Here is a 22,583-nt window from a genome sequence, read left to right as displayed (position 1 = left end):
CCCGCAGCGTCGGTGAGGGTGACCTGCAACGCCTGGCCTGCGATCTGGGCGCTGGCGAGATTGAGGCTGAAGGTGCCGTTGCTGGCGACCACCATGCTGCCCAGGTTTTGCCCGCCCAGGCTGACGTTGACAGTGGTGCCGGGCTCACCCGTGCCGGTGACCAGGCTGCCATCGGCGCTGATGCTCGCTTGCGGCGCCAGCGGCGCGGTGGTGTCGGGAGCATTGAGGCTAACCGGCGCCGAGCTGTTGCCGGCGGCATCGGCCAGGCTCACCGCGACCAGCTCGCCGTTGGCCAGTACCGGGCTGAGGCTGACGCTGAAGCTGCCATCGGGATTGACCTGGCCGCTGCCCAGCACTTGGCCGGTTGCGTCCAACACGGTGACGATAGCGCCCGGCTCGCCGATGCCGGTGAGCGCGCCGTTGTTGAAGGCCAGTGCGGTGGGCAGAGGCGGCGGCGTAAGGTCCGGGGTCAGCACGGTGGCAGGCAGCGACTCGTTCGCTGCGGCGTCGGCATGGGTCACGCTCAGCCGTTCGCCGGTCACCCGTGGGCTGTTGAGCACCACGCTGAAGGTGCCGTCGTTGGCCACTTGTGCGGTGCCCAGCAGAGTGTTGTCGGCAGCGCGCACCAAGGCGGTGGTGCCCGGTTCACCGCGCCCGGTCACCAGCAGGCCGTCAGCGCTGACCAACAGTTCGCGGGGTGAGTCGGGTGCCTGAACATCGGCAGCGACGAGGCTGCCCTGCACGCTGGCACCGGTGATGTCGCTGGCGCTGACCTGCAACAGCTGGCCGTTGAGCTGGGCGCTGCTGAGGGTGACGCTGAAGCGCCCGTCGGCCGCTGCCGTGGCGGTGCCCAGCACGGTGCCGTCGCTGGCGGTCACTTGCACCTGGGCGCCGGGCTGGGTCACGCCGGTCAGCGCCAGCCCGGCGGCATCGAGCGCCAGGTCTGCCAGGGTCAGCGTGCCATTGAGGTCTGGCGCCGTGGCAGCGGCGGGCAGCGAGGTGTTGCCGGCCACATCGGCCTGCGTCACGGTCAAGGCCTGGCCGTTGGTCTGTGCAGGGTTCAGCGTGACGGCAAAGCCGCCTGCCAGGTCTACCGCTGCGGTGCCGAGCACGGCACCGTTGGCATCGCTCACGGTTACCGTCGCGCCCACTTCACCATGGCCGGTCACCAGCGCGCCGTTGGCGCTCACCAGCACATCGGCGGGTGCGTCGGGTGCAGTGAGGTCGGGGGTGGCGATGGGCACCGAAGGTGAGGTCTGGTTACCGCTGCCGACCACCACTACGTCGACCGTATTGCCGGCGGTTTGCGCAGTGGTCAGCTGGATGTCGAAGCGGCCATCGCTGCCGGCGGTGCCGGTGCCGATCACATTGCCGGCCGCGTCGATCACCTGCACCGTGGCGCCCGCCGGCGCGCTGCCGGTGACCCGCGTGCCGTCGGCGCTGCTGGCAACGTCGGTGGGCGCCGCCGGGGTGGTCACGGAGGCCGGTGGTGAGGTCACTGTGCCGGAGGCATTGCCGCTGGGGTCTTGCTGGCTGACATTGACCGCCTGGCCGGGGCTCACCGGTGTCGTCACCGGCACATTGAAGGTGCCATTGGGCTGCACCGTGCCGGTGCCGATCACGTTGCCGCTGCCATCGGTGATGGTCACCGTGGCGCCAGCCTCGCCCTGGCCGGAGACGCTGCCGCCATCGGGGGCGATCACCAGGTCGCTGACCGGCCCGGGGCTGGTGCTGTCGGCCGCTTGCAGGGTGATGGGCGCCGAGCTGTTCCCGGCCTCGTTGCTGACGCTGATGCTGAGGTATTCACCATTGAGCTGCGGGCTGTCCAGGGTGACGTCGAAGCGCCCATCGGTGCCTGCACGGCCTTGGCCGATCACACGCCCGGCCACATTGCGGATCAGGATGCGAAAGCCGGGGAAGCTGGTGCCGGTCACGTGCAGGCCGTCGGCACTCAGGGCCAGGCCGCCGGGGCTGGCCGGGGTGGTGAGGTCCGGTGCATTGATCTGCGCATTGGCCGACAGGTTGCCATTGGCATCGGCCAGGGTGACCTGCAAGGCCAGGCCGTCGAGCTGCGGCGGCTGCAGGCGCAGCGTGAACAGGCCGTCGGCCCCCACCACGCCTTCACCCACCAGCAGGCCATTGGCCGCGTATACCCGCACTCGTGCGCCGGCCTGGCCATGGCCGCTGAGCAGGCCGCCGTCGTTGCTGATAGCGAGGTCGGTCGCTGCTTCGACCAGGTTGCCACCGCTGCCGGGCGCTGTGATCTGCACCCCTGCAGAGACGTTGCCGGCGCTGTCGGTGAGGTCGACCTGCAAGGCCTGGCCGCCGAACTGGGGCGTGCTCAACGTGACCTGGAAGCGGCCGTCGCTGCCCACCACCGCAGTGCCGAGCAGGTTGCCGAACGCGTCGCGCACATTGACCGTGGCGCCGATCTCGCCGCGGCCGCTCAAGGTCAACCCGTCTCCCGAGAGGGCCAGGTCAGTGGGGGCTGCCGGTGCCTGCTGGTCCCCCCCAACGCCGACGCCGGCAGCATTGTTGCCACCACCGCCGCTGGCAAGGCCGCTGGCCGCCGCCGCCGTGCCGCCGGCACCCAGTGCGCCGAGCCCGGCGATGGCCCAGGTGGGGGTGGCACTCCCACCACGCCGGCCCCGGCGATCAACTCGTCGATGGAACTGATTTGCGTGAAGGTCAGGCCATTGAACGCTTCGGCGTCGTAGGCGCCTTGCCAGAGCGCACCGTCTTCGCCTTCGAAAACGATGTCGCTGCCCACGCCCTGAGGGTTGGTGGCGAAGAAATTGCCGAGGGTGGTCTGCTCACCGCTCTTGAGGGTCACCACCAGGTTCTGCCCGCTGCGGCTGACACTGGCAACCTGTTGCGGGATGCGGGAACCTTGACTACGCCAGGGGTGTTGAGGTTGACATTGCCCCACGCGCTTTCGCTGATCTGTTCACTGGCCTTGTCGGCGACGACGATGTTATCCATTACGACTCCTGCCTGACCTGCCCGCAGAAGTGCGCCTGATAGAGTTTCGGCCGCTTCCTGCGAGAAATGTGGATCCATAGGCAGGTATAGCAAAGTGCCGCAACTTGACCAGTTGCTCAGAAAACAAACGGTTTGCGTGCTAAGCGCTGGTGTCGCGGCTTAGCGGGCGGGGCTGAACAGCCCGTCGATCCCGGCCATGCGCCAGCGGTCACGCCCGCTGTGCTTGGCCAGGTAGAGTGCGGCGTCAGCCGCTTTGAGCAGTGAGGCGGCACTGCAGGGTGCCTGGGCAGGTACGCAGGCATGTACGCCAGCGCTCGCGGTCACGTAGCCCTCCGGGTGCTCGCGGTGCTCGATGCGCAGGTCGCGGATGGCCTGGAGAATGTCTTCAGCCATCTGGCAGGCGCCGGCGGCGTCGGTGCCGGGCAGCAACACGGTGATTTCCTCGCCGCCGTAGCGCACGGCGAGGTCGCTTGGGCGCTTGAGCACGCCTTTGATGGCTTCGGCCACCTGGCGCAGGCAAGCGTCGCCGGCCGGGTGGCCATAGCAGTCGTTGAAGCGCTTGAAGTGGTCGATGTCGAGCATCACCAGCGCCAGGGCCTCGCCCGTGCGTTGGGCACGGGCAATTTCTTCCGGCAGCCGCTGATCGAGCCGGCGGCGGTTGCCCAGGCCGGTGAGGCTGTCTTGCAGGGCCATTTCCTGCAACGCGTGATGGGCGTCGCGCAACTGGTCTTCAATCAACTGGCGCGCTCGCAACTGGCGCAACAGCACCCGCGCCAACAGCGCCAGCCCCAGTAACAGGCCGCCGAGCACGATCAACGTGCGCGCCAGGTCACGGTACCAGGGCCGCAAAACGCTATCGCGGGCAAGGCCGGCGTCGACCACCAGCGGGTAGCCGGTGAGGGTCCGGTAGCTGTAGAGCCGCTCGGTGCCGTCGATCACCGAGCGCGCTTCGGCCAGCCCTTCCGGCGCCAGCGGCAGGTACTGGCGAAACAGAGCGCTGCCGGCCAGGCTCTTGCCCACCAGGCTCATGTCGAAGGGGCGCCGCGCCAGCAACGTGCCGTCGCTCAGGGCCAGGGCGAACACGCTGTGCTCATCGACCTTGAAGCCGTCGTAGTAGTTGAGGAAGTAGCTCACGCTCAAGGTGCCGAGAAACACCCCGGCAAAAGAGCCATCCGGGTTGTTCATGCGCCGCGAGATCGGAATCACCAACTGGCCGCTCTGGCGGCCGGTGATTACCGGGCCGACATGCAAGTTCAGGCCCGGGTGGTCACGGTGGTAGATGAAATACTCGCGGTCGGCGTTATTGGCGTCCGCGCGGGGGTGGTCCAGGCTGCTCACCAGCAAGCGCCCATCGGCACCGAACACGAACAGCCCCGACAACTGCGGCATGATGCCGACCTGCTGTTTGAGCAATGCCTGCAAGCGCGGCACGTTCATGTTGGCCAGGCCGTCGCCCAGCAACCGCTCGGAGATCCCGGCGGTCAGGCCGTCGACCTCGCGGATGGCGTCTTCGGCGTGCTGGCTGGTGGCACGGGTGAGGTTGCTGACCGTAACCTGTGCCAGCTCGTAGGTGCGGTGGTAGTCGCGCCACAGCCGCCAGCCCTCCAGCGACAGGATCACCGCCACCACCAGCAGCACGAACGCCAGCGCCAGGCGCAGGGTGTCCGGGCGGTGCGCACTGTCGATGCCGGCGATGGGCCGGGCGGTGGCTCGGGTGCGAAACAGCGGCACGGTGCGGGGCCTATGCGAGAAGAGGGGCGATAAGGCTATCGGCAGCGGCCTGCAGGCCTTGAGGCGTGGGCACCGGGGGCGAGTTTCGGAGCCGTCCGATTGTGCCGGGGTGGCGCTGGCCTGAAGCTGCCGGCCGCCCTTTACCCGTTCGGAATGATGTGATGAAACCTGCCGCCGACCCTGCGCCCCTGGCAACGCTGATCCCCACTCAGGAGGGCGCCCTGGTGCAGGCCAGGCACACCTCCGGGCAGCTGTATTTCCGGCCCGATACTGAAGAGCTGGTGTTCCTCGACGCCAATGCCGCCGGTGCGTTCGAGGTGCATTGGCAGGGCATGCTGCGCGACATGAACACGCTGCATCAGGCGCAGGCCGATTACTCCTCGGCGCTGCAGCGTTATGGCCAGCAGTACACCACCCCGGGCACCTTGCCCCAGCGCCTGGAGGCCGGCCGCGCCGATATCGACGTAGCCGAGCAAACCATGGAGGCGCAGCGCAAGCGCTTGCAAGAGAAGCTGGGCGAGTTCTCTACCCAGGGCATGCGCTATGACGATGTGGTCGAGCTGTTGCCGGTGGTGCGAGGGCCGCCTGCTGGCGAGCGACGTAACGGTGCCGGTGCCTTGGGCAGGCGCCTGATCTACGCGAAAAGGGGGTGTATGACGCGTTCAGTGAAGGCAGGCGCCTGCGCACGGTATCGCTCAGAGCCGCCGATACCCGAACGGGTGATGACAGCATTTACCGGGCCGACAACCGCGGCAGGCGCCGTGTAGACCTCGACAGGCTGGGCAGGCAACTCAAGGCCAGGGCCCCGGTGATCAAGGCTGATCTCAAGGACATTCCCGGCATGGCGCCGGTGCTTGAAACGCTCAATCAGAACGGTGACCTGGCAGATATTTTTGGTGAAACGCTGTTTGGCTGGGCCAAGAGCTGGAACGAAAGCCTGGTCCACCACAAGGAACACGACAACGACATCGATACCAGCGCTGCCGCGCAATTCATGCGCTACGCCAGCAATGTCGGGGCCAGCGCCGAATACGACCCCGGCAAAGGCAACGTTGCCCTCAAGGCTGAGGCAGCGGCCAGCCTGGTCGTCGCTTCGGGGCACGCCTCGGTCACCCGCTACCTGCCCAATCGCCTTGGCGCGCACGTGGCGTTCAAGCTCGCCGATGGCATCGTCGACCTGGGGCTGTTGCGCATTGTTCTTGAGTGCCAGGCCAGCGGTTTTGTAGGCGCATCCCTGCAACTGGAGGCGCAGTTGCAGGTCATCACCACCCCCAATCGGGACGGCCAGGCGATCACCGGCCAGCCCGGCGGCCGGCTGCCGCGCTTTCGCGAGCAGCGCAGCACGGGCAGGGCATTTCACCAGCAGATGAACGACGAGGATGAAGGCCTGAGCGTGTCGGCCGAAGTGTTCGCTGGCGTGCGCGCGCAGCTGGGAATCAAGGGCAGCGTGCAATGGCTCAAACCCATCGGCCCGCACGACCGCCGGCCGGCGCAGGACCTGGCCACGGACAAGGCGGCCGAGTACGTGGACTTCTGCTCGATCAGCCAGCAGATCAGCGGGTTGCTGGGAAAGGGCGCCGGGGCGAAGTTCTTCTGCAAGTTCGTGAACGGGAAGTTCTGTTTTCACGTGTCGGCGAGTGTGTGTGGCGGGGTGGGGGCGAAGGGGGCGTTCGAGGCGGAAGTGAGTGCGAAGAATATGGGGGAGTTTGCGGTCTGGTTGGTGTATCAGTTGTACTTGGTGAACTATCGGCGGTTGAGTTTTTTGGATGATGGTACGTTTGATTTTTTTACGAAGTACAGCCTGCTGCACATTCTGATTGGGCCGGAGCCAGCACTGAATGTGTTTTCGCTCGAGGCCGGCAACAAGGGAGCGGTGAGTGAGTTTTTCTCGCAAAAAATAACTCAGTTGGTTGATACGGTTAAGGGAAATGTTCAGTCGGTCCGAGAAAGAAATGAGCTTGCTGCCAACACGATATCGAGAAGCGAGCAATTGCTGTGCATGACCCCTGAGGCAAAATCAATATTGCTCTATCTCTTGACTCGAAATACAGCCTGGGATCGATTCGGACATGCGATGGATGTGGTCAAAGGCAAAGTCTTCGACAAATACGCTATACGTAAAAAAGCAGTGCTCGAAGTGCTCAGAAGCGTGCAGACGCTTGCGGAGTGGAAATGCATTCTTTACCGATTTGGCCCATCTGGTGCTGCTCCTGCCGCAGTGCGAGAGTCGGTTGTACAAGAAAACAGGGGCACGCTGGTGGCGTTTCTGAAAATCGGTCTCGATCAGCACCAGCATATCCATGAGCTTGAAAGTGAGCTTGTGAGCAAGCATGGAGAGGAGGTTGTTGAACGAGCCAAACAGAAGGCCAATGAAGAAATGATGGCGTTTGAAAGTCGGTTGAAGAAAAGAGAAAGCCCGGGGTTTGCTATATGTTTCAATGATACTTATTACTACAAAATCTGCCAGGGCGTAAATAGCGCTTACCCTGCGATATCAACATTCGAAGAATTTGATGGCGGGGAGTGATCTTGTCATGAGCCGATATCAGAAGATTCTTTTTTGCTTGATGAGTTTGGTAGGGTTGCTGTTTGGTATGAAAGGGTTTGCAGAACGTCACGAGGGTAGAGACCCTATAGCCGAATTCGCTGGCCGGTTCAAACAGCAGCTTGTCGCCATTCCCGCCGGCAGTTTTTCAATGGGGGATTACGATGGGGAGTTCAACGGCAGTCTCTGGCATAAACACGGAAGAAACGTAAACCTTCCTGTTCACAAGGTAGCGCTGGATGGATTCTGGATGTCACCTCATAAAGTGACGATGGCAGAGTTCGACTTCTTTCTATCTAACAGAGAGTCGAGTGAATCCGAGGGGTTGCCCGCCAATCAGGGGCGTCTTGCACAAATGCCGGCCTATCTGGACTGGTATCAAGCTCACGATTTTTGCGCCTGGCTGGCCAATGTGTCCGGGCAACCTTATGGATTGCCGACGGAAGCGCAATGGGAATATGCAGCCAGAAACCTGGGTGGCCCTGTTCCCGTCGCCACGGATAATGGCAGTTGGAGGTTCGAAAATGGTGGAGACCTCCACGATGACGTCATAGGGCTCAATGTGGCGTTCTACAGAAACAGGCTTGAGTTCACACGCGAGGCGGGCATTCCCAACGCTGAGGCAGGTATGCCCGTGGCCTCTTTCCCTCCCAACCCTTTGGGCCTCTACGATATGACCGATGGTGGCACTGAATGGGTCAACGATTGGTACGACCCGGACTATTACCGAGTACTCCCCGGTGGCCAACCCCACCGGGCCGGCCGGCCCTGTTTACAAAAGCCCAGACACCAATGACGAGTACGCGAAAGTCCACCGAGGTCTTTACATACCTCAGTACCCGATCCTCAAAGCCTGGACGGTCTACCGCAGTTATGCGCCCCCAAGTACGACGTTGCCCTTGGAGATCGCAGGGGAAAATTGAAACTTGTAACGGGCAAGACGGCCCGCTGCGTACTCAATGTCGATCCCTCTGCCTGAAAAAGCACAAACAGATCTTCATTCCTCCTGTCTCTGGGCTGGCCCCTCCGGCACCCGCGCAATCACCTTGATCTCGAACACAAACCCATACAGCCACGTAACCCCCACGCCCGTCAGCGTGGGATAAGGCGCCTGCCCCAATACTGCGGCACCAGCGCCCAGATACGTTCGAAGTGCCGCTCGGGATCGACGATGAACACGGTCACATCCAGTACGTCATCGAACGTGCAGCCCGCTGCGGCCAACACCGCGTTGAGGTTCTCGAAGGCGCGGTGCACCTGGGCCTCGAGCTCCGGCTCCGGCCAGCCGTCTTCGCGGCTGCCGACCTGGCCGGAGACGAACAGCAGGCCACCGCTGCGCACGGCAGGTGAATAGCGATTACGTTCGTACAGGGCCTGGCGGCCGGCGGGAAACACCACATCACGTGCGGGCATGGTTCAACTCCTCTGATGGCGGTAGCACCACTCTAGGGGGCTGCGTTTCGCCGATAAATGGGAAACACTGGCCAGCACTGTTTGCCAGAGCCAAACGATCATGGACCGTTTCGACGCAATGCAGGCCTTCGCCCGTGTGGTGGAAACCGGCAGCTTCACCCAGGCTGCCAACACTCTTCACCTGAGCAAAACCACCGTCACTCAGCTAGTGCAGCAGCTGGAGGCGCGGTTGCGGGTGCGCCTGCTCAACCGCACCACGCGCAAGGTGAACCTCACCGCCGAGGGCGCGCGCTATTACGAGCAGGTGGTGCGCCTGCTCGGCGACCTGCAGGCGGTCGAGGCTGATCTGTCCAGTGATGCACAGCGGCCGGCCGGGCGGCTGCGGGTGGACGTGCCCGGCCCGCTGGCGCGGCAGGTGCTGTTGCCGGCGCTGCCGGCGTTTCTGGCACGTTACCCTGGCATTGAGCTGGACATGGGCGTCAGCGACCGGCATGTGGACCTGATCGATGAAAGTGTCGATTGCGTGATCCGCGGGGGCGTTTTGAGCGACCTTGGGCTGGTGGCGCGGCCGTTGCCTGCACTTGCCATGGGCGTATGGGCGGCGCCTGGCTATCTGGACCGCTATGGGCATCCGCAGCATCCCTCGGAGCTCGATCAGCCGCCGCATTGGCGGGTGGGGTTTCGCGGAGCACGCCAGGGCCGCGCGCTGCCGGTGACGCTGCATCAGGGCGAGCACAGCGTGAGCTGGCAAGGGCGGGTTCGGCTCACGCTCGACGACGGCACTGCGTGCCTGGCGGCCGGGTTGGCGGGGGCCGGGGTGATCGTGCTGCCGTGCTACATGGTGCGCGAGGCCGTCGAACAGGGGACACTTGTGCCCCTGTTCGAAGGTTGGAGCATCACGCCGATGCCCCTGCACATGGCCTGGCGCCCGAATCGGCACCCGAGTGCGCGATTGCGGGTGTTCATCGAGTGGGTAGAGCAGGTAATCCAGGCTATTCAGCCTGCCTCGCAGGACAGCGCGTCGCCCGGCTAGCCGGCCTCCCACCGGGTCCCAGCAGCGGCGATCACCCGGTGGGAGGGCGGCTTGCCGCGCGACTTCACAGCTCCAAGGTCACCCCCAGGTCGCTCGGCTAGCCGGCCTCCCACCGGGTTCCAGCAGCGGCGATCACACGGTGGGAGGGCGGCTTGCCGCGCGACTTCACAGCTCCAGCGTCGCCCCCAGGTACACCGCCCGCCCATCACCCGGTGAAAACAGCGGCGCCCGTGCCCCGTCCGGATCGAACCACACGTAGGCGTATTGACGGTTGGCGAGGTTCTTCAGTGTAAGGTCCAGGCTGAGCGCTTTGCTGGCCTGCCACACCGCACTCATGTTCAACAGCACATAGCCTCCGTATTGCCCCTGGGTGTTTTCGCGCTCCAGGTAATAGGCTGTCTGCCCGTTGAGCCAGCCATTGAGCGCCAGGCTCGGGGTGAGCTGGTAACCGGCGCCTGCGTTGTACAGGTGGTGCGGCACATGGTCGATCTCCTGGCCCTTGCTGGCCGGCAGCGTGTTGCTGGGTTCGAGGATCTTCGAATACTGCCAGGTGTAGGCCAGCCACAGGTCCCAGCGCTCATCGGGGTGTGCGTTGAGTTGCAGGTCGTAGCCCCAGCGGCGGGTCTGCCCGACGTTGTCCGAATCCCCGCTGGGGTCGTTCAGGCGCCGGCTCACCTCGCCGCTGGCGTCCTGGCGCCACATTGCGACGCGGCCGTCGAGCCAGCGGGCGGGGTGAACTTCACCCGGTTTCCCAACCTTCGTTGATCGAGGGCGCAAGGTCGGCCGAGCGCGGCGGCACCTTGTACGCTGCCGCGCCGGTGCCCACCTGAAAGGTGCGGCCCCAGTTTGCGTAAAGGCTCGCCTGGCGCCAGGGGCTGTAGACCACGCTGAACTTGGGCTGGCGGATTGTGCCGTAGTCGTTGATATCGGCTCTTGTACCGGTGAGCTGATTGGTGAAATCGCCGCCGATGCGGTCGACCCGGTAGGCCGGCACCAGCTTGAGCGATTCGACCGGCTCGATCACCGCCTGCACATAGGCGCCATAGGTGTCGAAGCTGAACTGCTGGCCGCGGGTTTGCGCCAGGCGCTGGCGTTCAACCGTGCGATAGCGGTCGCTGTGGTTGGCCTGGTGTTGGTAGTCGGCGCCGCCTTCCAGGGCGAAGCTGTGCAGCGGCTGCACCTCGGGCCGCCAGGTCAGGCTGCTCACCGCGCCGCTCTGGCGCTCGGCAGCGTCGCGTTCCTGTTGCGTGCTGGCGACCCAGTAACGCGTCCAGCGCTGGTCGTCGAAGGTGTTGATGTAGGCCTTCGAGGCCCACGACAGCTCATCGGCGAGGTTGGCGTTCAGGTGCAGGCTGAGCTGGTTCATGCGCCGGGTGCCCTGGTCGCTGTCGTTCCAGGGGTTGGTGCCTGCGGGGTGGGCGTCGGCGGTGGCTCGGGCGAGGTAGCCGGGCTCGTCGGCCTGCGCCTCGTAATGGCGAGCGATCAGGCCGGCTTTCCAGGCGCCGTTGTCCGGGCTGTAGAACCACTTGCCGGCCAGCGAATAACGGTCGGCCTGGGCGTGGCTGCGGTAGCCGTCGCTGTTCTGCCAGGCCAGCAGGTAGTTCTGCGTCCAGTTGGCCGTTTCGACGCCTTGTACGTACTGGGTTTCACGGGTGCCGAAGCTGCCGTAGCGCACCCGCGCGGTGCTGTAGTTGCCGCCGTTGCGGGTGACCATGTTGACGTTGCCGGCGATGTTGTTCAGCCCATAGCGTGGGTCGCTGGTGCCGCGCACCACCTCCAGGCGCTCGAGCTCCAGCGGGAACACCATGTCCATGAACGGCATGTTGCCGTCGTTGCTGTTGCTGGGGATGCCGTCGATCAACAGCTTCACGGCGTTGACTTCACCTTCGCCGTTGAAGCCGCGAAAGGAAATCTTGCCGGAGGTGGTGCCTTGGTTGAACTCGGTCAGCAGCACGCCAGGGGCGCGGTTGAACAGTTCCCAGCTGTAGGCAGCGGGTTGGCGCTCCAGCAGGTCGGCACCGATCACGTCCACCGAGCTGTACACGTCGCGGGCATCGAGCGGGCCGCTCTGGGCGGCCTGAATGTCGACCGTTCCCAGGGTGAATACCGAGTTCTGGTCGCCGGCCTGGGCGTGGGCCATCAACAGGCACAGCGGCAGGCAGGTAAAAGGCAATGTAGTGCGCATCTGAAAAAATCCGGGCAGGGCGATAGGCCGCCAGCGGCGCTGCGCTGGCGGTGCAAATAAGCGATGCAGCGCACGTGGCTCAGTAGCTCGACGTCCACCTTGGTCCAGAAGGTGCGGCCAGGCTCGGGCAATGCGCGGTCGCCAGGGAAGCCGAAGCCCGCATCGCCGGCCAGGTTCAGGTGCTCGGTGTAGGTTTTACCCAGCAGGTTGTCGACACCCGCGCTGAGCTTGAAATGCGCGTTCAGCCGGTAGGCCCCATTGAGCGAGAACACACCGAAACCCGGCGTGCTGCCGAAATCCTGGCCGACCACGTTGCCGTTGCCCACCGCCACGCGGTTCTGCGCCGCAACCACGCGCCAGAGCGCGCCGGCACTGTAGTTCTGCCGTGCCCAGGTCAGGCCCAGGCGCGCCTCCAGCGGCGGCATCTGCGCCAACGCCCGGTGGTCGCTGGTGTTTCGCCCCAGGCGTAGGCCAGGGTCGCGTCTGTTTTCCACTGGTCGCTGAGGCGGTAGCTGGCGCCCAGCTCGCCGCCGGCGATGCGCGCATCGACATTGCGCGCCTGCGAACGGCTCATGCCCATGCGGGTGCTGTAGTCGAACAGGATGAAATCGCGCACCACCCCGCGTAGCCCGAGGCCCAGGCTTGCAGGCGGTCGCCGTTGTATTGCGCACCGAAGTCGAGCTGGGTGGTTTTCTCAGGCGTGATGCCTTCGAAGGCGTTGGCTGAGCCCGCTGGGCCGTTGCCGGCGGAGAACAGCTCCCAGTAGTCCGGGAAGCGCTGAACGTGGCCTATGCCGGCATAGAGCGTGGTGGGGGAATCGGCCAGGTCGTGCTCATAGCGGGCGAAGCCGCTGGGTAACGTCTCGGCGCGGCGCTCGCCAGCGCTGGGGTTGGGCCGGCTCATGCCCATGCTGCTCAAGGTGGCGCGGCTGTCGACGGCGTCGCTGCGGTCCAGCCGCGCGCCGGTGACCACACGGCTCTGCTCGCTGGCGTGCCAGGTGGCCTCGCCGAAAGCGCCGTAGTTGTGCATCACCGCGTCCTTTTGCCAGGGGAAGGCGTCGGTGTCGGTGTAGGCCTGGGTCATCATGTCGTAGCGGGAGTTGCGCGCGCGGTGCTCACTGCGCAGGGCGTCCACGCCGCTGACCAGTTCCCAGTCACCCAGGCGCCAGCTCGCGGCCAGGCGCCCGCCCAGGGTGCGGCGGTCGACCTGCGAGGCCATGGGCATCGGCATCATGCCGCTCGGGTCGGGTGCGCGCAGGCGGAAGTTGTCCATGATGTGGTCGGCATAGTTGTAGTAGAGGTTGGCTTCGAGCTTTTCCAGCGCGCCGCCCAGGTTGCGCTTTTCGAAACGCAGGCCAAGGCTTTGCCGCTCGAACTGCGAGCCGTCCATGCTGCGCCCGCCGTAGCGGGCCTCGCCGTTGCCGGTGCCGGCGCTGAGTTCGAGCAGGGTGTCGGCATCGGGCGTCCAGCCCACGGCCAGGTCGCCGTTCCACTTGTTCCAGCGCGAGGGCACGGTGTGGCCGCCGCCGTCCTGGTAGTCGTCGGCCTGGCTGCTGTTGCCCACCAGCCGCAGGTAGCCCTGCGGCCCGCCGATGGCACCGTCCAGCACGCGGTCGAAACGGCCGTTGGAGCCGGCCAGTGCGCTGGCATTCAGGCGCCCGCCAAGCTGCTCGAAGTGCTCCGGCTCGCGCTCGAACAGCACCGTACCGGCCGAGGCGCCCGGGCCCCATTGCACGGTCTGCGGGCCTTTGATCACGGTGAGTTTGTCGAAGGTCTCCGGGGCGATGTACGAGCTGGGGTTGTCCATGCGATAGGGGCAGGCGCCGAGCATCAGGCCGCCGTTGGTGCGCAGGTTCAGCCGCGAGCCGAACATCCCGCGCAGCACCGCATCGCCGTTGGTGCCGCCGTTGCGGATGGCGGCAAAGCCGGGGATGGTCTTGAGGTAGTCGGTGCCGTCGCTGGCCGGCACCGGCTGGCGGGCGTCCTTGGGGTTGGTGACGATGGTCAGTGGCGACTGTTGCTGCACTGCGGTGATCACGGTGGGCGACAGCAGCAGGCTGTCATTGGGGTTTTCCTCAGCCTGAACGCAAGTGGTGGCGGCGAGGGCGATGGCCAGTGGGGCCAGGCGATAGGGGTTGCAGTAGATGCGCATGATGTCCGTTATCTGTTCGAGGGCCGCGCAGGCGGCCAGACGCTCTAGGGGCGGCCGCACGCAGTGACGCCGGCACGCGCAAGGGCGCGCGCCGCGGGTCACGGGCGTGGGCAGTGTGGGCAGGAGCGGGAACGAGTCAGGGCGCGCGCGGGTTCAGGCCCGGCAGGGCGAAGCGGGGGCAGGGCAGGCAAAGCTGCAACGGCAGGGGCAAGCGGCGGCTGCGGTGGCGCAGCAGCCAGCCGAGCACGGTGAACAGCAGCAGTGCCAGGGGCAGGGAGCCTGCGAAAAAACAGTCGCTGAACAGCGAGTGCATGCCCGGCATCGGTGCGCTGTGGTCGCTGTTCGAGGGCTGGCCGTGGCCAGCCATGGGCATCTTGGCGTTGCTGCCGGCGTGCATGTTCATGTTCATGTTCATGTCCATGGACATGCCGGCGTGTTCGCTTTGGGTGGCCGGCAACGGCATGAACATCGCACTCATCATCTGCCCGTGGCCGATGCCGCACGCCAGCCCGTTGAGCAGCACGAGCAGCAGCAAGGCACAGGCCCAGGATGAAAGATGAGAGCGGGTCGCGTTCATGGGCGCGGAATTTACCACTGCGCCAAGGTGCGGGCCAGTGCGACAAATTGGCGCGTTTGGCGCCTTCGTGGCAACGATTGCCTTCTATGCTCAAGGGCATGCCGGCAACTCCGCTGCCGGGCCACGACAATAAGAATTGGCTGACCATAGGTGCCCCATGACCTGCCACGGTTTGAATTTCGCCCTCGGCGAAACCCTCGACATGCTTCGCGAACACCTGCAAACCTTCGTCGCCACCCACATCGCCCCGCGCGCCGCCGACATCGACCAGAGCAATGCCTTCCCTGCCGACCTCTGGCTCAAGCTGGGCGAAATGGGCCTGCTGGGCATCACCGCGGCCGAGGAATATGGCGGCGCCTCGCTGGGCTACCTGGCCCACGTGGTGGCCATGGAAGAAATCAGCCGCGGCTCTGCCTCGGTGGCGTTGTCCTATGGCGCCCACTCCAACCTCTGCGTGAACCAGATCCACCGCAATGGCACTGCGGCGCAGAAGGCCCGCTATCTGCCGCCGCTGGTGAGCGGCGAGCACGTCGGCGCGCTGGCCATGAGCGAGCCCAATGCGGGCTCCGACGTGGTGTCGATGCGCCTGCGCGCCGAACGCAAGGGCGACCGCTTCGTGCTCAACGGCAGCAAGACCTGGATCACCAACGGCCCCGACGCCAACACCTATGTGATCTACGCCAAGACCGACCCGGCGCGCGGCGCCCACGGCATTACGGCGTTCATCGTCGAGCGGGGCTTCAAGGGCTTCAGCCAGGGCAGCAAGTTCGACAAGCTCGGCATGCGCGGTTCCAACACCTGCGAGCTGTTTTTCGACGACGTCGAGGTGCCTGAGGAGAACATCCTGGGCGCCGAGCACGGCGGGGTGAAGGTGCTGATGAGCGGCCTGGACTACGAACGGGTGGTGCTCTCCGGCGGCCCGGTGGGGATCATGCAAGCCTGCCTGGACGTGGTGCTGCCCTACGTCCACCAGCGCCAGCAGTTCGGCCAGCCGATCGGCGAGTTCCAGTTCATCCAGGGCAAGGTGGCCGACCTCTACACCCAGCTCAATGCCAGCCGGGCCTACCTCTACGCCGTGGCCCAGGCCTGTGACCGTGGCGAGGCGACGCGCAAGGACGCCGCCGGGGTGATTCTCTACACCGCCGAACGCGCCACGCAGATGGCCCTGGAGGCGATCCAGATCCTCGGCGGCAACGGCTACATCAACGAATTCCCCACCGGGCGCCTGCTGCGCGACGCCAAGCTCTACGAGATCGGCGCGGGCACCAGCGAAATCCGCCGCATGCTCATCGGCCGCGAGCTGTTCAACGAAACCCGCTGAGGAGCGCGCCCATGGCAACCTTGACGACCCAACTGGACACCCGGGGCGACGCGTTCGCGCGCAATGCCCAGGCCATGGCCGAGCACCTGGCGCAGCTCGGCGAACTCACCCGCGCGATTGCAATGGGCGGTGGCGAAGCCGCCCAGGCACGCCACCAGGGCAAGGGCAAGCTGCTGCCGCGCGAGCGCATCGACCGCTTGCTCGATCCTGGTTCGTCTTTTCTCGAGATCGGCGCGCTGGCCGCCTGGGAGGTGTACGACGAGGCCGTGCCCGCCGCCGGCCTCATCGCCGGCATCGGCCAGGTGGAGGGAGTGCAGTGCATGATCCTGGCCAACGACGCTACGGTCAAAGGCGGCACCTATTACCCGCTGACCGTGAAAAAACACCTGCGCGCGCAAGCCATCGCCGAGCAGAACCGCTTGCCCTGCATTTATCTGGTGGACTCCGGCGGCGCCAACCTGCCACGCCAGGAAGAGGTGTTCCCTGACCGTGAGCATTTCGGGCGGATCTTCTTCAACCAGGCCAACCTGAGTGCCCAAGGCATCGCCCAGATCGCCGTGGTGATGGGCTCCTGCACTGCGGGCGGTGCCTATGTGCCGGCCATGAGCGACGAAACCATCATGGTGCGCGAGCAGGCGACGATCTTTCTCGCAGGCCCGCCCTTGGTCAAGGCTGCCACCGGCGAGGAGGTGACGGCCGAGGCCCTCGGTGGCGCGGACGTGCATTGCCGTATTTCGGGCGTGGCCGATCATTACGCCGAGGACGACGCTCACGCTTTGGCATTGGCGCGGCGCTGCATCGCCAACCTCAACTTCCGCCCGCTGGGCAGCCTGGTGCTCAAGCCGCCACGCCTGCCTTTGTACCCGGCCAGCGAGCTGCACGGCATCGTGCCCAGTGACCCGCGCCAGGCCTTCGAGGTGCGCGAGGTGATCGCACGGTTGGTCGATGGCAGCGAGCTGGACGAATTCAAGGCGTTGTTCGGCACCACGCTGGTGTGCGGCTTTGCCCACCTGCACGGCCACCCGGTGGGCATCCTGGCCAACAACGGGATTCTCTTCGCGGAAGCTGCGCAAAAGGGTGCGCACTTCATCGAGCTGGCCTGCCAGCGTGGCATCCCGTTGCTGTTCCTGCAGAACATCACAGGCTTCATGGTCGGCAAGAAGTACGAAGAGGGCGGCATCGCCAAGCACGGTGCCAAGCTCGTAGCGGCAGTGGCCTGCGCGCGGGTGCCGAAATTCACCGTGATCATCGGCGGCAGCTACGGGGCCGGCAACTACGGCATGTGCGGGCGGGCCTACGACCCGCGGTTCCTGTGGATGTGGCCCAATGCGCGGATCGGCGTGATGGGCGCCGAGCAGGCAGCGGGCGTGCTGGTGCAGGTCAAGCGCGAGCAGGCCGCCCGCGCCGGGCAGCCGTTCGACGACGCCCAGGCCGAGCGCATCAAGCAGCCGATCGTGGCCCAGTACGAGCAGCAGGCCCATGCCTTCTATTCCAGCGCCCGGCTCTGGGACGACGGCGTCATCGACCCGGCCCAGACCCGCGAGGTGCTGGCCCTGGCCCTGGCCGCCAGCCAGAACGCCCCGGCGCAGCCGACCACCTTCGGCGTGTTGAGGATGTGACCATGGCTGACTACCAAACCCTTGAACTCTGCATCGACCACCAGGGCCTGGCCACCCTCTGGCTGAACCGCCCGGACAAACACAACGCCTTCGATGCGCAGATGATCACCGAGCTGACCGGGGCGCTTGAGCAGGTGCGCGAAAACCCGCGCATTCGCCTGCTGGTGCTGCGCGGGCGCGGCAAGCATTTCAGCGCCGGCGCAGACCTTGCCTGGATGCAGGCAAGCGCCGCGCTGGATTTGGCGGCGAACCTGGCCGATGCGCAGGCGCTGGCAGCCCTGATGCACGCTTTGCATAACTTGCCGATGCCCACTCTGGCGCTGGTGCACGGTGCGGCCTACGGCGGCGCTTTGGGGCTGGTGAGTGCCTGCGACCTGGCCATCGGTGCAGCCGATGCGCGCTTTTGCCTGTCGGAGGTGCGCATCGGCCTCATCCCTGCGGTGATCAGCCCGTTCGTGGTCAAGGCCATGGGCGAGCGCCAGGCGCGGCGCTACATGCTCACCGCCGAGCCTTTCAGCGGTGAACAGGCCGCCCGGCTAGGGCTGCTCCATGAAGCTGCGCCGCTGGCCGAGCTGGAGGCAGTGTTGGCCCGTTGGGTAAACCACTTGCTGCTCGGCAGCCCGCAAGCGCTGCGGGCCTGCAAGCAGTTGCTGGCCACCGTTGTGAGCGAGCGCTCGGGCGAACAAGTGCGCCAATACACCGAAACCGCCATTGCCCGCATCCGCGTGAGCGACGAAGGCCAGGAGGGCCTGCGTGCCTTTCTGGAAAAACGCCGGCCCGCCTGGCAGGAGCCTAACCCATGAAGATCCAGACCTTGCTGGTGGCCAACCGCGGCGAGATCGCCTGCCGCATCATCCGCAGCGCCCGCGCGATGGGCATCGACAGCGTGGCGGTGTACAGCGACATCGACGCCGATGCCTTGCACGTAGAGCTCGCTGACCGTGCCATCAGCCTCGGTGGCTCGCGGCCTGAGGGCAGTTATCTCTCAGCCGACAAGGTGTTGGCCGCCGCTCACGCCAGCGGCGCCCAGGCGGTGCACCCCGGTTACGGGTTTCTTTCCGAGAACGCGGCGTTCGCCCGCGCAGTGGAGGCTGCCGGCCTGTTGTTCATAGGCCCGCCGGCCAGCGCCATCGATGCGATGGGCAGCAAGTCGGCGGCCAAGGCGCTGATGGAAAAAGCCCAGGTGCCTCTAGTGCCGGGCTATCACGGCGAGGATCAGCGACTGGAGGCGTTCGCCGAGGCTGCCGAACGCATCGGCTACCCAGTGCTGCTCAAAGCCGCTGCCGGTGGCGGTGGCAAAGGCATGAAGGTGGTGGAGCACTCGGGCCAGTTGGCCGAGGCGCTGGCGTCGGCGCAGCGCGAGGCACAGGCCGCCTTCGGTGACGCGCGCATGCTGGTGGAGAAATATCTGCTGGGGCCGCGGCACGTGGAGATTCAGGTCTTCGCCGACCAGCACGGCCACTGCCTCTACCTGCATGAGCGCGACTGTTCGATCCAGCGTCGCCATCAGAAGGTCGTGGAGGAGGCACCCGCGCCAGGGCTTTCGCCTGGCCTGCGCCAGGCCATGGGTGAGGCCGCAGTGAAAGCGGCGCAGGCGATCGGCTACGCAGGTGCGGGTACGGTGGAATTTCTGCTCGATGAGCGCGGCGAATTCTTCTTCATGGAAATGAACACCCGCTTGCAGGTCGAGCACCCGGTCACCGAGGCCATCACCGGGCTCGACCTGGTGGCCTGGCAACTGCGAGTCGCCCAGGGCGAGCCGCTGCCCATCACCCAGGCTGAAGTGCCCTTGAACGGCCATGCCATCGAGGTGCGGCTGTACGCCGAGGATACCGAGCGCGGCTTTCTGCCGGCGTCCGGCACACTGCGGCTGTACCGCGAGCCCGTAGCCGGCGACGGGCGCCGGGTGGACAGCGGCGTGCGCGAGGGCGATGAGGTGTCGCCGTTCTATGACCCGATGCTGGCCAAGGTCATCGCCTGGGGCGAGGACCGCGAACAAGCGCGCTTGCGCCTGTTGGCCATGCTGGGCGAGATGGCCGTGGGCGGCTTCGCCAGCAACCTGGGTTTTTTGCGCCGCGTACTCGCGCACCCTGCCTTCGCTGCCGCGCAAGTGGATACCGGCTTCATTGCCCGGCACGAGCCGCAGTTGCTGGCAGGCGGCCAGGCCCTGCCCGACGACTTCTGGGCGCTGGCAGCTGAGGCCTGGTTCAGCCAGGCGATGGTGGCGGCCACCTGTAATCCGTGGGCCGAGCACAACGGTTGGCGCCTCAACGGCCCTGCCCAGCGCACCCTGGCGTTGCGCAGTGGCGAACATACTCGGCAAGTGCGCCTGAGCGGGCCGCCACGGGCGGTGCTGCAAGGCGAGCGTATGTGCTGGCGCAAGGATGAGGCCCGCCAGCCGTGCCGAGTGTTTGTGCGTGGCGCGTCATTGTTTCTGGAGTGGAATGGGGATTTTCATGAGCTGCGCCAGGCGCCGCCGGAGGAGGGCGGTCATCAGGCGGCCGCCGGCGGCCTGGCGGCACCCATGAACGCCAGTGTCGCTGCCGTGCTGGCAAGCGCCGGGGACGCTGTGCAAGCCGGTGCGACCCTGCTGGTGCTGGAGGCGATGAAGATGGAGCACCCGATCCGCGCGCCCCACGCCGGCACCGTGTCGCAAGTCCATTGCCGCGAAGGTGACCTGGTTGCCGAAGGCCACGTGTTGGTCAGCCTGGAGCCTTCACCATGAGCGGCCTGCCGGCGCGGGTGCGGGTGGTAGAGGTCGGCCCTCGCGATGGGCTGCAGAACGAGAAGGCGGCGGTCAGCGTGGCGCAGCGCATCGCCTTGTGCGATGCCTTGAGCGATGCCCGGTTGCCGGCCATCGAGGCCGGTAGTTTCGTCTCTCCCAAATGGGTGCCGCAGATGGCCGGCACCGCCGAAGTGCTTGGCGGTATCCGGCGCAGCGCCGGCACGCGCTACCCGGTGCTGGTGCCCAATATGGCCGGGTTCGAGGCTGCCAGCGCGGCAGGGGCCGAAGAGGTGGCGGTGTTCGCTGCGGCGTCGGAGGCGTTTTCGCAGAAGAACATCAACTGTTCCATCGCCCAGAGCCTGGAGCGCTTTGCCCCGGTGCTGGAGGCTGCACGCTTGCATGGGGTGCAAGTGCGCGGCTACGTGTCGTGCGTGCTGGGCTGCCCTTATCAGGGCGAGGTCGCCCCGGAGCAGGTCGCGGTGGTCGCCGCCGAGTTGCTTGCCATGGGCTGCTACGAGATCTCGCTGGGCGACACCATCGGGCGTGGCACGCCGGGCCGAACGCGCCAGTTGTGGGAAGTGGTCGGCCAGCGCGTGCCGCGTGAGCGACTGGCCGGGCACTTTCATGACACTTACGGGCAAGCCCTGGCCAACGTCTATGCCAGCCTGCTTGAAGGTATCTGCGTGTTCGACAGTTCTGTCGCAGGGCTGGGCGGCTGCCCTTATGCTCAGGGTGCGACAGGAAATCTGGCGACCGAGGACTTGCTGTACCTGCTTCAGGGGCTGGGTATCGACACCGGCGTGTCGCTGGAGCGTGTGGCGCAGGCGGGAGCGTGGATCAGCAGTGTGCTGGGCCGGCAGAACGGGTCGAAGGTGGGGCAGGCGCTGGCCAGTGCACCGGGTGCATTGCAGGCACCTTCGGCCGACGGGCTGGGCCAGTGATGTCCGCCGCTCGCCCATGCTATCCTCCGCGCCAGCAATCAGGAGCACCCCCATGGCACAGCAAACCTCTGGCGATCGCTGGATCGTTCTCGACACCGAAACCACCGGCATGCCCGTCACCGACGGCCACCGGGTGCTTGAGATCGGCTGCGTGGAGGTGGTGCGCCGGCGCCTGACCCAGCGCAACTTCCACGTCTACCTGCAAGCCGACCGCGAAAGCGACGAAGGCGCGATCGGCGTGCACGGCATCACCAGCGAGTTCCTCAAGGGCAAGCCGCGCTTCGCCGACATCGCCGACGAGTTCTACGAATACATTCGCGGCGCCACGCTGATCATTCACAACGCCACGTTCGACATCGGCTTCCTCAACAACGAATTCGCCTTGCTCGGCCAGGCCGACCGCTCCGACATCAGCCAGTACTGCACCATCATCGACTCGCTGGCCGTCGCCCGCGCCCGCCACCCGGGCCAGCGCAACAGCCTGGATGCGTTGTGCAAACGTTACGGCGTCGACCTCTCCGAGCGGACGTTGCACGGCGCCTTGCTCGACTCCGAGTTGCTGGCCGATGTGTACCTGACCATGACCGGCGGCCAGACCAGCCTGTCGCTGGCCGGCCAGGGCGCAGACGGCGAGGGCGGCGAGCAGCAGGGCAGCCCCATTCGCCGCCTGCCCGCCAGCCGCCCGCGGGCGGCGGTACTGCGCGCCAGCGAAGCGGAGCTGGCCGAGCATGCAGCGCGGCTCGAAGTCATCGCCAAGGCTGCGGGCGGCCCTTCGCTCTGGGCCCAGTTGGCAGAGCCCGCAGCCAGTTGACCGCTGCGCCTGAGCAGGTACGGGTCGAAGTCGCCGGCAGCGGCTACGCCGCCTATGTGCTGGGCGCCGATTTCAGTTTCATCGTCCAAGCCTACCTGCAGCCGCAGTTGGGCCAGCCCGTGGCCCTCTGGCCGGCGGAGCAGGTGGTGCCTTACCGCAAGCATCACGACATCGACCCCGAAGAGTACGTACATTACGCCGGCCAGCCCGGCAGTGAAGTGTTCGTCGCCTGGCTCGGCGAGCGCCCCGTTGGCCATTGCGTGGTCAGCCGCAACTGGAACAACCTGGCCTATGTCGACGAGCTGGCCGTCGACGCACCCGCCCGTCGCAAAGGAGTGGCCGAGGCGTTGCTCAGGGTGGCCCAGGCATGGGCGCGCGCCGGGTCATTGCCGGGGGTGATGCTGGAAGCCCAGAACGATAACCTGCCGGCGTGCCGGCTCTACGAGCGTGCAGGCTTCGTGCTGGGCGGGATCGACAGCCTGCGTTATCGCGGCCTGGACCCGCAGGCCCGGGAGATTGCGCTGTTCTGGTATTGGCTGGGCTGAGCGT

Annotated in this window: 15 protein-coding genes and 4 pseudogenes; 11 read left to right on the top strand and 8 right to left on the bottom strand. The window is 66.0% G+C overall.

The window, feature by feature from the left end; genetic code table 11:
- Positions 1-35: 35 nt before the first annotated feature.
- The 4 genes and pseudogenes from LN139_RS11460 to LN139_RS11445 form a co-directional block, all read right to left on the bottom strand.
- A pseudogene (locus LN139_RS11460) lies at positions 36-2,450 on the bottom strand (Ig-like domain-containing protein); the annotation flags it as partial.
- A gap of 2 nt (positions 2,451-2,452) precedes the next feature.
- Positions 2,453-2,836, bottom strand: a complete 384-nt coding sequence (locus LN139_RS11455) for a BapA/Bap/LapF family prefix-like domain-containing protein (protein WP_236360006.1) — start codon at positions 2,834-2,836, stop codon at positions 2,453-2,455.
- The gene (locus tag LN139_RS11450) at positions 2,830-2,982 is read right to left on the bottom strand and encodes a BapA/Bap/LapF family prefix-like domain-containing protein (protein WP_236360004.1); all 153 of its coding nucleotides are present in this window, start codon (positions 2,980-2,982) and stop codon (positions 2,830-2,832) included. The genes LN139_RS11455 and LN139_RS11450 overlap by 7 nt, the downstream gene beginning before the upstream one ends.
- A 159-nt stretch (positions 2,983-3,141) precedes the next feature.
- Positions 3,142-4,713 (bottom strand): sensor domain-containing diguanylate cyclase, encoded by a 1,572-nt coding sequence (locus tag LN139_RS11445; RefSeq protein ID WP_236360001.1) that lies wholly within the window; start codon positions 4,711-4,713, stop codon positions 3,142-3,144.
- 161 nt (positions 4,714-4,874) lie between these two features.
- Between LN139_RS11445 and LN139_RS11440 the strand changes: the two genes are divergently transcribed.
- Genes LN139_RS11440 through LN139_RS11430 form a run of 3 tightly spaced genes read left to right on the top strand, consistent with a single transcriptional unit; the run spans position 4,875 to position 8,054 of the window.
- Positions 4,875-5,480 carry a hypothetical protein gene (locus LN139_RS11440; RefSeq protein WP_236359999.1) on the top strand — a complete coding sequence of 202 codons (606 nt, stop codon included), beginning with the start codon at positions 4,875-4,877 and terminating at the stop codon, positions 5,478-5,480.
- Positions 5,363-7,240, top strand: coding sequence for a hypothetical protein (locus tag LN139_RS11435; protein ID WP_236359997.1), 1,878 nt, complete (start codon positions 5,363-5,365; stop codon positions 7,238-7,240). The genes LN139_RS11440 and LN139_RS11435 overlap by 118 nt, the downstream gene beginning before the upstream one ends.
- 7 nt (positions 7,241-7,247) lie before the next feature.
- On the top strand, positions 7,248-8,054 hold the full coding sequence (locus LN139_RS11430) for a formylglycine-generating enzyme family protein (RefSeq protein ID WP_236359995.1): 807 nt from the start codon (positions 7,248-7,250) through the stop codon (positions 8,052-8,054).
- A gap of 201 nt (positions 8,055-8,255) precedes the next feature.
- Here LN139_RS11430 and LN139_RS11425 read toward each other — a convergent pair.
- Positions 8,256-8,671 (bottom strand): annotated as a pseudogene (locus LN139_RS11425) (RidA family protein).
- A 100-nt stretch (positions 8,672-8,771) separates the two neighbouring features.
- On the opposite strand from LN139_RS11425, the gene LN139_RS11420 reads away from it, so the two are divergent.
- Positions 8,772-9,704, top strand: coding sequence for a LysR family transcriptional regulator (locus tag LN139_RS11420; protein WP_236359993.1), 933 nt, complete (start codon positions 8,772-8,774; stop codon positions 9,702-9,704).
- Positions 9,705-9,869: 165 nt separating this feature from the next.
- Here the strand turns inward: LN139_RS11420 and LN139_RS11415 are convergent.
- From LN139_RS11415 to LN139_RS11405, 3 genes and pseudogenes are all read right to left on the bottom strand, one after another.
- A pseudogene (locus tag LN139_RS11415) lies at positions 9,870-11,844 on the bottom strand (TonB-dependent receptor).
- A 134-nt stretch (positions 11,845-11,978) separates the two neighbouring features.
- Positions 11,979-14,040, bottom strand: a pseudogene (locus LN139_RS11410) (TonB-dependent copper receptor); the annotation flags it as partial.
- A gap of 136 nt (positions 14,041-14,176) precedes the next feature.
- Complete coding sequence (locus LN139_RS11405; RefSeq protein ID WP_236359991.1) at positions 14,177-14,617, bottom strand: DUF2946 domain-containing protein; 441 nt, start codon at positions 14,615-14,617, stop codon at positions 14,177-14,179.
- Between the two features lie 157 nt (positions 14,618-14,774).
- Between LN139_RS11405 and LN139_RS11400 the strand changes: the two genes are divergently transcribed.
- From LN139_RS11400 to LN139_RS11370, 7 genes are read left to right on the top strand one after another with little or no spacing between them, the layout of a single operon-like run.
- Positions 14,775-15,938 (top strand): isovaleryl-CoA dehydrogenase, encoded by a 1,164-nt coding sequence (locus LN139_RS11400; RefSeq protein ID WP_236359989.1) that lies wholly within the window; start codon positions 14,775-14,777, stop codon positions 15,936-15,938.
- Between the two features lie 11 nt (positions 15,939-15,949).
- Positions 15,950-17,557, top strand: a complete 1,608-nt coding sequence (locus LN139_RS11395) for a carboxyl transferase domain-containing protein (RefSeq protein WP_236359987.1) — start codon at positions 15,950-15,952, stop codon at positions 17,555-17,557.
- Positions 17,558-17,559: 2 nt separating this feature from the next.
- Entirely contained in the window at positions 17,560-18,360 is an 801-nt protein-coding gene (locus tag LN139_RS11390; protein ID WP_236359985.1) for an enoyl-CoA hydratase-related protein, read from the top strand.
- Complete coding sequence (locus tag LN139_RS11385; protein WP_236359982.1) at positions 18,357-20,282, top strand: acetyl/propionyl/methylcrotonyl-CoA carboxylase subunit alpha; 1,926 nt, start codon at positions 18,357-18,359, stop codon at positions 20,280-20,282. Before LN139_RS11390 ends, LN139_RS11385 begins: the two co-directional genes overlap by 4 nt.
- Positions 20,279-21,223 carry a hydroxymethylglutaryl-CoA lyase gene (locus tag LN139_RS11380; RefSeq protein WP_236359980.1) on the top strand — a complete coding sequence of 315 codons (945 nt, stop codon included), beginning with the start codon at positions 20,279-20,281 and terminating at the stop codon, positions 21,221-21,223. Before LN139_RS11385 ends, LN139_RS11380 begins: the two co-directional genes overlap by 4 nt.
- Before the next feature lie 52 nt (positions 21,224-21,275).
- Positions 21,276-22,034 (top strand): DNA polymerase III subunit epsilon, encoded by a 759-nt coding sequence (gene dnaQ, locus LN139_RS11375; protein WP_236359977.1) that lies wholly within the window; start codon positions 21,276-21,278, stop codon positions 22,032-22,034.
- Positions 22,031-22,579, top strand: coding sequence for a GNAT family N-acetyltransferase (locus LN139_RS11370; protein ID WP_236359975.1), 549 nt, complete (start codon positions 22,031-22,033; stop codon positions 22,577-22,579). The genes dnaQ and LN139_RS11370 overlap by 4 nt, the downstream gene beginning before the upstream one ends.
- Positions 22,580-22,583: the final 4 nt, after the last annotated feature.

Origin of the sequence: Pseudomonas sp. KNUC1026 (assembly GCF_021650705.1) — a bacterium.
Classification (GTDB): domain Bacteria; phylum Pseudomonadota; class Gammaproteobacteria; order Pseudomonadales; family Pseudomonadaceae; genus Aquipseudomonas.
Note: the sequence above shows the minus strand (reverse complement) of the source record. Positions and strands in the feature narration are given on the sequence as shown.